The following is a 13,213-nucleotide window of genomic DNA, read 5'->3' as shown; positions in this document are numbered from 1 at the left end:
CAAGGACCGAAATCACCATGACTACCCTTTCCGAACGCCCCGTCCTTGACATAGTCAGCGACCGTAATGCCTTCGCCGCTCACCAGGAAAAGAACCTCAGCGCCGGCGTCATCGAGGACATGCAGCGCAAAATCAATGAAGCTGGCGTCGAGTACATCTACTACATGCTCCCCACCATCGGCTCACGTGTCATCGCGAAGATGGTGCCTGCCAACCACTTCAAACGCAACCTTGAAAAGGGCATCGCATTCCACCGCACCGCGCTGGCTGATCTTCAGACCGACCGGTTCGGCAACCTCATCGGTGGCGGAATCGAAGCGAAGGAATTTGTCGGTCTTCCCGACCCGGAAACTTTCGCGCCCCTCCCGTGGGACACCAGCGTCGCCCGCGTTTTCTGCAGCGCATACGAGCCGCCCCACCTCAACGAAGTCGGTGGCCGCCCGCTGGCAACGGATTCCCGCAGCCTGCTCAAGCGCGCCCATGCAGCATTCACCGAACGCACGGGCATGGAAGTCCGCTCCGGCTGTGAACCGGAAATGACCTGGACCGGTCCGGGCATGGAAGTTATCAAAAAACCAGGCTCCAGCCCCGCCTACCAGGTGGAAAACCTCGAGCGCATGCGCGAGGTGTACAAGAAACTCGTGACGTACTCAAAGGCCCTGGGACTCGACATGATCGAGGGTGACTACGAGGACGACGGCCAGCTTGAGCTGAACTGGATGTACGACCGCGTCGAACTGACAGCAGACCGCCTCGTTACCTACCGCCAGATCTGCAAGCAGGTTGCCCGTGAACTAGGCGTTCACGCCAGCTTCATGCCCAAGCCCTACACCGGATCCATGGGCAACGGCTGCCACCACAACATCAGCCTCTGGAAAGGCGACACCAACCTCCTGATCGACGAGGGACGGGTTGAACTTCACCTCAGCGACATCGGCCGCTACGCAGTAGGCGGAATGCTCGAGCACGCCGCGGGATCCATGTCCATCATGGCCTCAACCGTCAACTCCTACAAGAGGTTCTGGGACGCCGGACAATTCGCACCCAGCGCGGTCAACTGGGGCTTGGACAGCAGGGCATGCATGGTGCGCATTTCCTCTAACGGGCGGATGGAGTACCGCCTGCCGGACGCGAGTGTCAACCCCTACCTTTCCCACACCCTGTTGATCGCTGCGATGGAAGACGGCATCAACAAGCAGACCGATCCGGGTAAGCCCCTTGACGACCAGGTCCGCGGTTCGGCAGAACCTAAGTTCAAGCCCTTGCCGCTGACTCTGGGTGGTGCCATCGATTCCCTCAGCGCCGACCCGTACATCCTGAATGCACTCCCCGAACAGCTCGGAGACATTTACACCGCACTCAAGAATGACGAGTGGGCCCGTTATTGCGGCGCCGTCACCGACTGGGACCGCGCGATGTACTGGGAGACCCTGCCATGAGTGACCGACTGACACTGGCCTGCATCGACTCTGAGGCCCCTCCGCTGTTCAATGCCAGCCCTGATGGTGTACGTCGAACCGGTTATGAGCCAGAAGCCGCAGCCCTTGTCGCGGCTGAGATCGGCCGTGAGGTGGACTGGCTCATCACGTCTTGGACCGAGATGATTCCGAAAGTCCAGACGGGCGAAGCGGATGCTGTCTGGTGCGGACAGGGCATCACTGCAGAGCGGCAGGCCCAGGTTGATTTCACTCTTCCTTACGCGATCTTCGATGAGACGGTGCTCGTCCGTAAGGATGACCCAGCGCGGGGCCCCGGGGATCTTGCCGGCTACCGCGTTGCTGCCATCGCCAACAGCACGAACATGGCACTTGCTGAAACCTTTCCGGGCATCATTCCCGTCCCCTTCGGTGCCAGTGATGACGTCTTCGCGGACATGCTGGATGCCTTGCGCAAAGGAACCGTCGACGCCGTCGTGGACGATGACGTCGTCACCGTGCCGCTCGGGACAGACCCGGACTTCGCGATCGCCTTCACCGAACCGACTGGGAACCGATGGGGAGTTGGGGTAGCCAAGGGCAACTCGGAGCTGCTTCAGCAGTTGAATACAGCCTTGGAGACAGTCATCGAAGACGGACGGCTTGAAGCCATCTGGACCAAATGGATGCCCGATCTGGCCTTCCCATTGAACCAACCTCAAAAGGAACGGTAATGACAACACCGCGAACCAACGCTCCAGCAGAGGGTGGCGACCCTCAGCCCAACGACCAGGAACGGCCGCTGATTGGGGTGCCGGGCATGTGGTCCGGTTCGGTCCAAGGCCTACGCTTTGACGGCATCGCAGTAGCGGTTGAAGTCCTGAGGTCGATTCTGCGCGCTGGTGGAGAGCCGGTAATTCTGTTCCCCAGCGAAGACCACAACGATCGCTCCCGCTACGCGCTACTCGACGGTGTGGTCCTGCCAGGCGGTGCAGATGTGTCCCCGGAACTCTACGGAGAGGTGCCGTCTGACACCACCCGGGTAGCTCACTACGGAGGGCAGGACGCCGCGGAAATCGCAGTGATCCGGCACTGCGTCGAACTGGAAATACCGACGCTCGCCATCTGCCGAGGCCTCCAACTGCTGAACGTCGCATGCGAAGGGACCCTCACCCAGCACCTGGATGCGGAGGAGATCGACCACGTCAACAGTCTGCACACCGTGGACATTTCAGAAGGCTCCCGAACCGCAGCAGCAATAGGCACCCTCACGCCCAAGGTCTCGTCCTATCACCACCAGGGAGTGGCGAAACTGGGGCGCGGCCTCAAGGTCGTCGGCCGCGCTGACGACGGGGTGATCGAGGCAATCGAGCACGATAGCGCCCCGATCATCGCCATCCAATGGCATCCGGAAGACAACGCGGCAACCCTGGGCTCCGATCAAGCACTGTTCGACTGGGTCGTGGGGGAAGCCCGCACGAGGAAACTGGGCAACGCCGAAGCACGTGCAGCAGAAAAGAAAAAGAAAGCAGACCTTCACTCATGACTAACCGAGACGGCCGTGTCAGGACCTTGACTCCCATTACGCCAGCTGATGTTATCCCCGATGGCTTCGCCGAGCTCCCCGGGAATGCGCCGATCATTGCGGTGGTAGTTTCGTTGAACTTCCCTGACATGACCGTCGAGGTATCCCAGCTCGTGAAGCGTTTCACCAGGACCGCCCTGGAGACCCTGCTCAAAGCAGGGGCCAGGGCAGTCCTGGTGGACAGCAGTGCCACCAGCCTGCCGGACCCCAAACATATCGCCGGCGCCAGTGGCGTGCTCTTCCTCGGCGGTGGGGACGTTGATCCCAGCTTGTATGGTGTCTGCGGCCCGGTACCGAACCTCTATGGAGTGGAACGCCGTGCCGACGAATACTGCATGGAACTGATCGACAAGACGCTGGCCCGCGATGCACCCCTGCTGGCCATTTGCCGCGGTTCCCAACTCCTGAATCTCACCAGCGGAGGGACTCTCATCCCTGATCTGGACCCTTACGACCTGCACCGCGGTGGCAAGGGAGAAAGCATGTTCCTTGACGAACCTGTCACTATCCTGCCGGGAAGCCGCCTTCACAGCATTCTGGGCAGAGACCGCATCACTGTCCGCTCGGGGCACCACCAGGCCGTCGAAGAGGTAGGGCCCCGTCTCCGGGTCTCCGCAGTGGCCGATGACGGCATCATCGAGGGAACTGAACATATGGACAACACCTGGGTCGTCGGCGTCCAGTGGCACCCGGAGGACTCTGACGGAAATGCCGAAGACCGGGAGTTGCTCTTCAAAGCATTTGTCGAACAGGCCAGCAGTCATGCCGAAAAGATGCAGAACCAGGCAATGGCTCACACAGGCGGTCCGGTGTGAACGCTTACGATGCCAGGTGCAGGAAATGAAGATTCAAAGCCGGAACTTCCAGCGCAATCTTGCGTGCACCCGGCGGGGTTTCCTTAACCCGGTTCCCCACCAGGAATCGGCCCGAGTTACTCACAATGACCCGGTCCTGACTGTTCAGCAATGCCGCGTCTCCCGGCACCGCGCGCATCGCTGGAACGAATACTCCTTCCAGGTCCCTGACCCTGATATCACTGCCCGTAACCCCCACGAAGTCACTGTTGACATACAGCGGCACCGTCAGGGTGAGGATGTACTCCCCCATGCCGAGGTAGTCGACGTAAGGCCCCACCAAGGTGAGCTGACCGGTGCGGGCAGCGATCGTGAACCAAGGCTGCTGCTCGTAATCGTAGTAGGCATCGGTATCAGGAATCAGGTCGAACTCCCGCTTGCTGATCCGACCGTCGTCATCCCGGAGCCACCACTCAAGAACGCCCTGCGCCTTGCTGACGCTGGCCACCGCGAAGATCGCGCCGGCACCAACGGCGGTTTGGTGTCCTTCAAGGAACGAACGCGATATTTCAGGGAGGTCAAGCAAATCAGAATTATTGATCTTGGTGCGGTCGCCCATCCGCCGCGTCAGCGATTCGCTCATTTTATCGGAAGCGGATTCAAGGTCGCGGTAAAAGGACTTAAGCCATTGGCTGATCTTGTTCGCACACTCCTGTGCGACGGCGTCATTACTCATAATTGGTCCCTGTCATGCGTCGCGTATGTCAGCGTTAGTTTGACGTCAATCAGATGATAAATATTCGCACGAATGTGCTCGAGCGCAATTTTCTGGGCCAGCTCCCGGTCATCCCGGCGCAGGGCAGCAACAATGGCGAGGTGGTCCTCCGCCGCGCGGACCTGATCAAACTCCCTAGTAAGAGGCGCCCACAGCAGCTCGCCCACTTCCGCTTGGAGTCGGACCTCGGACGTCATGAGCCGTTCCGACTGGGCCGCCACCGCAACGCCGATATGAAACCTGCTGTCAGCACGCGTACGGGCGCCGGGGGAATCGGCACGCTCCAGTGCATGAGCCAAGGACTCAAGCATGTCCAGGTCCGTTGGGTCCGCCCGATCCGCAGCCATACGGATCGCCCCAGCGGCGATGGTTGCGTGTTCGTCACCCAAGTCCCGCAGCTCAGCCATGGACAGGGACGTGATGCGTTTGCGCAGCAGGTCCAGGGAAGGACTAGGCGCGCCGACGACGAACGTGCCCCCGAACCGACCCCGCCGGGTCTCAACAACGTTAAGATCCCTCAGCGCGGCCAGAGCCTCTCTGAGTGTGGCAACTGCAACACCGAACATTTCGGCCAGCTCAAGTTCGGCAGGCAACTGGTCACCGGGACGGATGAGGCCAAGCGACACTGCGGTGTTGATGCGCTGCACGATGGCCTCGGCCCTGTCCAACTCGGGAAGGGCGCGGTAAATCTGTGCACTGAAGTCAGCCAGCCCTGCCATGCGCGTGTCAGCCCCCTCCATCAACCAAACCGGTTCTATTCTATGCGATTCTATATTCCCTCCCGAACACGGCAGCAGACATACCGATCGTGTTGGGTATTGAGCGCTTATAGTCCCCGCACTCCCCCTATTTGAGACTTTCTAACTTCACGGTCCGTCAAAAACTATCGATTGGTAAGGCAAAATAAAATGACTGCTTATAAAACCATTAACCCCGCTACCGGCGAGACGCTCCGCGTCTTTCCGGAAGCCACTTCAGCAGAAATCAGCGATGCAATCAGTCGGGCGCATAAAGAATTCCTCAAGTGGAGGGAGACGCCGGTAGCAAGCCGCGCAAAGATCATCGCCAGGGTCGCCGAACTGTACCGCGAACGCAACGACGAACTGGCGCGCATCATCAGCCTCGAGATGGGTAAACCGCTCGCCCAGGCCCGCGGTGAAGTTTCATTCGTCGCAGACATCTTCGACTACTACGCGACCGAAGGACCTGGCTTCTTGCAGGATGAACACCTGAATGTAAAAGGCGGCGGTGAGGCCATTGTCAGGTCGACCCCAGTCGGCGTCCTCCTGGGAATCATGCCCTGGAACTACCCGTACTACCAGGTTGCCCGCTTCGCGGCCCCCAACTTGATGCTGGGCAACACAATCCTGCTCAAGCACTCGGCCAACTGCCCGCAGTCCTCACTGGCCATGGAGAAAATCTTCCATGACTCAGGCCTTCCCGAAGCTGCCTACATCAACGTTTTCGCCCGCCGCGAGCAGGTGGCACAGATTATCGCCGACCCGCGGGTTCAAGGCATCTCCTTGACCGGCAGCGAGGGTGCCGGCGCAGCCGTCGCCGAAGTGGCCGGCCGTAACCTCAAAAAATACGTTCTCGAACTTGGAGGCAGTGACCCGTTCATTGTGCTCGACACCGAGGACATGGACGCAACAGTAAAAGCTGCCGTCAGCGGCCGCATGAGTAATGCCGGCCAAGCCTGCACAGCCGCTAAGCGTTTCATTGTGGTAGCTGATCTTTACGATGAGTTTGTTCAGAAATTTACCGATGAAATGTCACGGATTACGCCTGGCGATCCGCTGTCCCCGGACACAAAATTTGGACCGATGTCTACGCAGGCAGCGGCCGATGACTTGATCGAGCAGATCCAAGATGCCGTTGACAAGGGTGCCACGTTGAAAACTGGGGGCAAGCACCTGCCGGGGCCCGGTGCCTTCGTCGAACCCACAGTCCTGGCGGATGTAACCCCGGACATGCGAGCCTTCTCAGAGGAACTCTTTGGGCCTGCCGCCGTTGTGTATAAAGTCGCTGACGTGGACCAAGCCGTCGAGCTGGCCAATAATTCCCCCTACGGTCTGGGCGGGGCGGTGTTCAGCAAGGACGTGGAAAAGGCCAAGGCCGTTGCTGACCGCCTTGAGACTGGGATGGTGTTCATCAACGGAAACACTGATTCCCAAGCCGATCTTCCATTCGGCGGAGTTAAGCGGTCCGGAGTTGGCCGTGAACTCGCGCGTTACGGAATGAACGAGTTCGTGAACAAGAAGCTGATCCGCACTCCTGAACGACCTGCCCCCAAGGTAGAGAGCGGGGACTCAGTAAGGCCCTAAGGCGCCGGCCAGGACATCGGTCAGCAGCGGCGGGAGGCCGTGGCTAGCGGGCTCCCGCCGCTGCAACTCTTGCTGCCCACAACCATTTAGAGCAACAGCATCGAAGCAGCAAGCGATCATCTGAAGTGCGGCAAGTAGCAGGGTCTTCTCAGCGACGGTGCCGGACGCCGACCGTTGACATTAGTGCGCACCATGTCTCCTGAGGAACTGAGCCCTTGAAAGACAGCGGAAGATACATGAACACAGAAACTAGCGTGACGGGCAGCAGCCGTGTGAAGCGCGGTATGGCGGAGATGCTCAAGGGCGGCGTCATCATGGACGTCGTTAACGTCGAGCAGGCCCGTATCGCTGAGGACGCCGGTGCTGTGGCGGTCATGGCGCTTGAGCGTGTCCCTGCCGATATCCGCGCCCAGGGCGGCGTGTCCCGCATGTCCGATCCGGACATGATCGATGCGATCATCGCTGCTGTGTCCATTCCGGTCATGGCGAAGGCCCGCATTGGTCACTTCGTCGAAGCGCAGGTTTTGCAGTCCCTCGGCGTCGATTACATCGACGAGTCCGAGGTCCTGACCCCGGCTGACTACGTCAACCACATCGACAAGTGGAACTTCACCGTTCCTTTCGTCTGTGGTGCCACGAACCTTGGTGAGGCGCTGCGCCGGATCAACGAGGGCGCGGCGATGATCCGTTCCAAGGGCGAGGCCGGTACCGGGGATGTTTCGAACGCGACCGGGCACATGCGGAAGATCCGTGCGGAGATCGCGAAGCTTTCAGCCCTTCCCGAGGATGAGCTGTACGTTGCGGCCAAGGAACTCCAGGCCCCGTATGAGCTGGTGAAGGAAATCGCGGCCACGGGCAAGCTCCCGGTGGTTTTGTTCACCGCCGGTGGGATCGCGACCCCGGCTGATGCTGCGATGATGATGCAGCTCGGCGCTGATGGTGTGTTTGTTGGTTCGGGCATCTTCAAGTCCGGGAACCCGGCAGAGCGCGCCGCCGCCGTCGTCAAGGCCACCACGTTCTACGACGACCCCGATGTCATTGCCAAGGTCTCCCGCGGCCTGGGCGAAGCGATGGTCGGCATCAACGTCGACGAGATCCCCCAGCCCCACCGCCTCGCAGAGCGCGGCTGGTAACAGGAACATCAAACGCTTTTAGTGTCCACATCACATAGCCGCTGGGCGGGTCTGGTCTTTTGCCAGGCTGTGCAGTCTTCCCATCAAGCCAAAGTGGGAGCACTCACCCGTGACCGGCTGAATCCGGGTCGCGCTGGTCACCAGTTTGGACGGCAAGGCTAAGGCGGGCGACGCCGTGCATAGCATCAGCTGCACGCACGAGGGCAAGGTGGGAAAAAGCCTGCGGGTAGTTGCCCGCCATCCGCATCTCTTTTGCGTCGTACTCTTCGCTCAGCAGGCCTAGCTCATTGGCAAACCCTATAAGTTTGTCCATGAGCATCTGGGCGTCAGCGCGGCGTCCCGTACGTGCGTACTGCTCCGCAAGCCAGAATGAACAGGCCAGGAAGGGGTGTTCCCCAGGCTCCAGACCGTCAAGACCGCTCTCCGTCCGGTAACGAAGCAGCAGGTCGCCGTCGGTTAGAAGCTCGTCCTCCAACCGGGCGACGGTTCCCAGCATGTGTTGGTCGTTGTAGGCGATGAAGCCAACTTGGGGCAGTACCAATAGGGAAGCGTCAGTCTGTCCCCCTCCATATGTCTGGGTGAAAGAGTTGAGGTTAGGGTCAAAGCCCTTCGCCATAACTTCTTCCCGAAGCCGGTGGCGCAGGGCCTCCCACAGCTCGACATCGCCGGGGAGGCCGTACTGGCGTACGGCACGAATCCCACAGTCAAAGGCTGCCCACATCATGACGCGGGAGTGCGTGAAGTACTGGGGTTCGCCTCGCATTTCCCAGAGGCCAAAATCCTTCTCGTCGAAGTGCTTCTCGACAAATCCCAATAATGTCCGCTGAAGGGCCCAGGAGAAGTTGTCCTCCTTCCCTCCAGCGAGACGTAACCGTTCCAACGCCACCATCACTTCACCGACAACATCGGCTTGAAATTGCGATACCGCCTCGTTGCCGATACGGACGGGCCTCGACTCCTCGTACCCCGGAAGATGCAGAAGCTCCCGTTCCGAAAGGTCCCGCTCGCCCCCAACGCCATACATAATCTGAAGATCTTCGGGATCGCCTGCGAGGGCGCGAAGGAGCCAGTTGCGCCACTGCAATGCCTCCGTTTCGTAGCCGTGGGTCAGCATCACCTCCAGGGTCAGGGCGGCATCCCGTAACCAGCAGAACCTGTAATCCCAATTCCGTGGGCCGCCGAAGTCCTCTGGCAGCGAAGTCGTGGGGGCGGCGACAATACCCCCTGTCTCATGATGTGTAAGGGCCCGCAGCACCAACAGGGAACGTTTTACCGCGCCTCCATAAGTACCTTCGTCCCGGCAGTGGCTCCCCCATCTTGTCCAAAAATCGACGGTCGCTTCGAGCGCAAGATCGACGTCCATGGCTTGTGGAAAAGGACGGTACGAAGGAAACCATCCGAATTGGAAATCCAGGGTCTCACCCTCTGATACATCGAAAGTTCCTTCATGCCCGTGAGGGTACGCCAGTGGGAGTGTAGGTCCTCTTAAAGCGAAAGCGTCGGGGCCCGCCATCGCCAGCAGAACCGCTGCCCCTGTGCCGGCAACGTCTTGGACGCGGCTCACCCAGGGCAAAACCCCTGCATACCCTGGACGAATAATGAGTTCCTGGCGCATTTCCACGGTTCCTGATTGCCCCGTAACCCGGCGCAAAAGAGATGAACCTTCGGTCCCTACCGGCATGAAATCTGTGACAAGTACCTGCCCTGTCGTCGTCCCCCAGGTGGTCTGGAGCACAAAGGTTGATTCAATGTAGTGGCGTTCGATAACCACCGCCGTTGGCTCATTCGGAGCTAATAACCACCGGCCATGCTTGGCGGTCCCCAAAAGGCTGCTGAAAACCGATGGTGAGTCAAAGCGTGGGAAACATAGCCAGTCAACGCTCCCATCCCGGGACACCAGAGGCCCGGTACGGAGATCTGACAGCAACGCGTAATCCTCTATGGGGGCAGCCATGCTTCACTCAACCACAACTGCTGCATCATGCGGCAGGCTTTCAACTGCGAAAGATGCCTCTTCTGCTCCGCTCCCGTTCAACTAGGATCCAGCAGAGGGACCGGGCTGCCTTCGCCGCAGCACGTCGCCGTGGTGGCAGCGGCGCGGTCTACCGAACCCAGATCCACCTGCTCTACCAATCATATGAACTTAGATTATTTTGATTTCCGCACTCGCCACCAAACTGTCCAGTCAGGTAGAGGAAATATCTACGTCGCTCTTTCTTTTTTAAACATCTAAAACTAGACTTATAAATGAGCTCACAACAGACGGTGCCGGTCCTCACCGATCCCTCATCTACTGCGCACCGAACTACTTGAAACAGTCCAAAGGAGAACGAGATGACGCGCGAAGAAGCCTACGCAAAGTGCCCTTCCGATTCGTACGTGGAGTTGTACGGCGGCCAGTGGCTCGTCGTCCCATTCGCACCTGTCGTCCAGCCCCCGTTTTTTACCTGCTTGCCAAGCTCTCAGCATGTCGCACGACAGAGGGCAGTTAGCGGAACCTAGCCCCGCTGGACTCCAAGCTCCAGAAAAACTAAGGAGCTAGTCTGTACCGACGAACTACAGCGCGAGAGCGACAGACTTGATCCCTTCCCGGAGGATCACGTAAACCACCAGGGCCCTCCACTCTCGCAACGGGGAGGCCCTGGTCCACCATCCGAGGATTAAGTGCTGGGGACCTTAGGACATTGGTGTCCGCCAAACGGCGACCTCATGCATAGGAACATCAAGGACCATGACGCCAGCCAATGAACAACACGCGCAACAGCATCAGGACGTGTGTCTCAATGCACCTACCGGCGACCTTGCACCAGTAAGTGGTTGGTGGCGGCCGGACGGTGATCCCGTGCCATTTCGTTACCTCGAACAGGGGGAAACCATGCCCCGGCTGGGCGGAAAACATACGATCTGGACCCTTGTGTTCGATATAGCGCCCTCAAACAAAGCCCAAGTTGCCAAGCTGCGCCCTTGACCTGCCGACCGACCTTATTTCCTCGGCCCCCACAGGGTTCGAAAGTACGACTACTAGTCCAAGCATCGAAAAAAGGAGGAAGGCATTGGAGCATGAGAGCATTTTCCACGATCCGCTCGCCGGCTTAGGAGCATACAAGCCTAACCCTGAGCCCTTTCCAGAGCGGGGCAACAATCCCCGGAAGGGGCAACTACGGACGGAATAGAGCACACCCCAGCCTGACGTCAGGGGGTGGCACGAAAGTACGTCAGAATAGGGTGTCCGTGCCTCGTTCCGGACATGATCTGGCGAGGGTCTTTGGTTTCAACCTGACACATTCAGTGCATCGTTGCTGACGGTGGCTTCCTTCGTTTAGTGCTTGGGAAGGGTCCAATCAAAGTCCCTGTCACGTTGCGCCCGGGATCCCCGTTGAGGTCCCTCGGTGCAAGGCTGGGCCTAAATGAGATAATAAGGCCTCCTTCTAACGCTTAGCCGGATAACTGTAAGGATTCTTTGCGTGTCCTTACACTTACTCCCTAAGAATCCGGATCTGTCAGGGCTCCCGGTCGTTATTTACACCTACATCGATAAATGTAAGAATCTGCTGGAGATCTTTACAGATAGGACAGTATGGAACGGCCTAGGAATCAGGGCGGCACTTCCGGGTACGTCACGCACCCTGAGGCGGCCATCTCCTCGGGCTCAAAGCTTGGGTGGCCGCAGGGCGAGTACGAAAGCCACGAGTGGGTGGGCAACGTTGATGCCTTCAAATCCAGCAGCTACCTCTCAGGGATGGCGGGACAAACGTACGAGGCGTTCATCCCGCCGCTGATTGCACGGTCTTCCTACCTGCCCTCTCCCGCTACGGCGACCCTTGCAGAGGAGGCGGCGCACGAGATCAGCCGCTTCGATGAACGCTACGGGGAGCACGTCAGGCCCTTCGCTGCGCTGCTGCTGCGAAGCGAGTCCGCGGCGTCCTCGCGGATTGAAAACCTGACAGCCAGCGCCCGCAGCCTCGCCGAAGCCGAACTCGGGGTCGAGGAGCGCGCCAATGCGACCTTGATTGTCCGCAACGTGCGGGCCATGGAGTCAGCCCTCGCGGCAGCGGAGCACCTGGACCCGGGGAGCATCCTGGATATGCACCGCGCCCTGACGGACGGCACGAAGGATGCCGACGTCGCTGGGCAGTGGCGCGAAGAGCAGGTGTGGATCGGATCCAGCCACGTCAGCCCGATCGGCGCAGACTTCGTTCCCCCGCACCACAGCCGCGTCCCGGCGCTGATGGAGGACGTGATGGACTACGCGCGGCGGACCGACCTCCCGGCAATGGTCCAGGCTTCCATCGCCCACGCCCAATTCGAAACCATCCACCCGTTCACAGACGGCAACGGCCGCACCGGACGGGCGCTCCTGCATTCCATGCTTAAACGCCGTGGTCTGGCCTCCCACGTGACAGTGCCAGTGTCTGCCGGTCTCCTCGCCGACGTCCACAACTACCATGACGCGTTGACCGCCTTCCGTGCCGGTGATCCGGAACGGATCATCACCGTCACAGCCGAGGCGTCATTCCTGGCCATCGATAACGGCACCCGGCTCGCCGCTGACGTCGCCGCCATCAATGAATCCTGGACCGATAAGGTCAAAGCTCGACGGGACTCCGCCGTCTGGCCCGTTCTTGAGTTGCTGGCCCGTCAGCCTGTGGTGAACGCCGCGGTCTTGGAATCCCAGCTGGGGCTGGACTACATGCGCCAGAAACGCGCGATGGATGCCCTTGAGTCCGCAGGGATTGTCATCGGCAACGACAAGTACAAGAAGGGCCGTTTCTGGCGGTCACCGGAAATGCTGGCCGCACTGGACGCCTTCGCGGAACGAGCCGGCAGGCGCGTGCGTAGCTGACGGGAGACTCCCCCCGATCCTCCGCGCACCAGGGACGCATCGACACCCGGCCACTGAGGATTCCATGAGCACCGTCAACTACCCGCTACCGGCTGAACCAGGACCAACCATCCCCGCCCTCGCGACAGAGGGCACAGGCTGGATCGGCAGAGGTGCACCATGCCTGATCGGTGACTCCGGAACCGAACAGAGTTGGTATTCGGGTTCGCGCCGAAATCCCTAGCCATTCGCCCCCCGGAAAGTTCGCCGCTGACGTGGCGGGAGGAGTAGCGTCGGCCCCGATCGGGGTTTGCGTGCAGTTCCGGAGACTAATCTTTGTCAATTCCTGGCAGCTGCCAACCCAA

The 13,213-nt window shown here is 59.9% G+C and carries 11 protein-coding genes and 1 pseudogene; 8 read left to right on the top strand and 4 right to left on the bottom strand.

Annotated elements, in window-relative coordinates; genetic code table 11:
- Positions 1–17: 17 nt before the first annotated feature.
- Genes SB659_RS16885 through SB659_RS16870 form a run of 4 tightly spaced genes read left to right on the top strand, consistent with a single transcriptional unit; the run spans position 18 to position 3,815 of the window.
- Complete coding sequence (locus SB659_RS16885) at positions 18–1,439, top strand: glutamine synthetase family protein (RefSeq protein ID WP_410551157.1); 1,422 nt, start codon at positions 18–20, stop codon at positions 1,437–1,439.
- Complete coding sequence (locus SB659_RS16880) at positions 1,436–2,149, top strand: substrate-binding periplasmic protein (RefSeq protein ID WP_410551156.1); 714 nt, start codon at positions 1,436–1,438, stop codon at positions 2,147–2,149. The genes SB659_RS16885 and SB659_RS16880 overlap by 4 nt, the downstream gene beginning before the upstream one ends.
- Positions 2,149–2,961: a gamma-glutamyl-gamma-aminobutyrate hydrolase family protein gene (locus SB659_RS16875; RefSeq protein WP_410551155.1), complete on the top strand. Its 813-nt coding sequence runs from the start codon at positions 2,149–2,151 to the stop codon at positions 2,959–2,961. The genes SB659_RS16880 and SB659_RS16875 overlap by 1 nt, the downstream gene beginning before the upstream one ends.
- Positions 2,958–3,815 carry a gamma-glutamyl-gamma-aminobutyrate hydrolase family protein gene (locus SB659_RS16870; protein ID WP_410551154.1) on the top strand — a complete coding sequence of 286 codons (858 nt, stop codon included), beginning with the start codon at positions 2,958–2,960 and terminating at the stop codon, positions 3,813–3,815. Before SB659_RS16875 ends, SB659_RS16870 begins: the two co-directional genes overlap by 4 nt.
- A 4-nt stretch (positions 3,816–3,819) precedes the next feature.
- Here SB659_RS16870 and SB659_RS16865 read toward each other — a convergent pair whose 3' ends face one another.
- Together SB659_RS16865 and SB659_RS16860 are read right to left on the bottom strand one after the other, a co-directional pair.
- Entirely contained in the window at positions 3,820–4,530 is a 711-nt protein-coding gene (locus tag SB659_RS16865) for a cache domain-containing protein (RefSeq protein ID WP_410551153.1), read from the bottom strand.
- A complete protein-coding gene (locus SB659_RS16860) occupies positions 4,527–5,288 on the bottom strand; it encodes a FadR/GntR family transcriptional regulator (RefSeq protein ID WP_410551152.1) in 762 nt (253 codons plus the stop codon). Before SB659_RS16860 ends, SB659_RS16865 begins: the two co-directional genes overlap by 4 nt.
- Positions 5,289–5,477: 189 nt before the next feature.
- Between SB659_RS16860 and SB659_RS16855 the strand changes: the two genes are divergently transcribed.
- Together SB659_RS16855 and pdxS are read left to right on the top strand one after the other, a co-directional pair.
- Positions 5,478–6,893, top strand: coding sequence for an NAD-dependent succinate-semialdehyde dehydrogenase (locus tag SB659_RS16855; protein ID WP_410551151.1), 1,416 nt, complete (start codon positions 5,478–5,480; stop codon positions 6,891–6,893).
- A 236-nt stretch (positions 6,894–7,129) separates the two neighbouring features.
- A complete protein-coding gene (gene pdxS, locus SB659_RS16850; protein WP_410551150.1) occupies positions 7,130–8,026 on the top strand; it encodes a pyridoxal 5'-phosphate synthase lyase subunit PdxS in 897 nt (298 codons plus the stop codon).
- A 103-nt stretch (positions 8,027–8,129) separates the two neighbouring features.
- On the opposite strand, the gene SB659_RS16845 is transcribed toward pdxS, so the two are convergent.
- Both SB659_RS16845 and SB659_RS16840 read right to left on the bottom strand, forming a co-directional pair.
- On the bottom strand, positions 8,130–9,389 hold the full coding sequence (locus SB659_RS16845; protein WP_410551202.1) for a glycoside hydrolase family 15 protein: 1,260 nt from the start codon (positions 9,387–9,389) through the stop codon (positions 8,130–8,132).
- A gap of 267 nt (positions 9,390–9,656) precedes the next feature.
- Positions 9,657–9,980: pseudogene (locus SB659_RS16840) on the bottom strand (trehalase-like domain-containing protein); the annotation flags it as partial.
- A gap of 1,623 nt (positions 9,981–11,603) precedes the next feature.
- Here SB659_RS16840 and SB659_RS16835 point away from each other — a divergent pair.
- Together SB659_RS16835 and SB659_RS16830 are read left to right on the top strand one after the other, a co-directional pair.
- Positions 11,604–12,869 (top strand): Fic family protein, encoded by a 1,266-nt coding sequence (locus tag SB659_RS16835; protein WP_410551149.1) that lies wholly within the window; start codon positions 11,604–11,606, stop codon positions 12,867–12,869.
- Positions 12,870–12,933: 64 nt separating this feature from the next.
- On the top strand, positions 12,934–13,092 hold the full coding sequence (locus SB659_RS16830; protein ID WP_410551148.1) for a hypothetical protein: 159 nt from the start codon (positions 12,934–12,936) through the stop codon (positions 13,090–13,092).
- The last annotated feature ends 121 nt before the right edge of the window (positions 13,093–13,213 follow it).

The organism is Arthrobacter sp. SIMBA_036, assembly GCF_046535135.1.
Lineage (GTDB): Bacteria > Actinomycetota > Actinomycetes > Actinomycetales > Micrococcaceae > Arthrobacter.
This window is presented reverse-complemented; position numbering and strand designations above follow the sequence as displayed.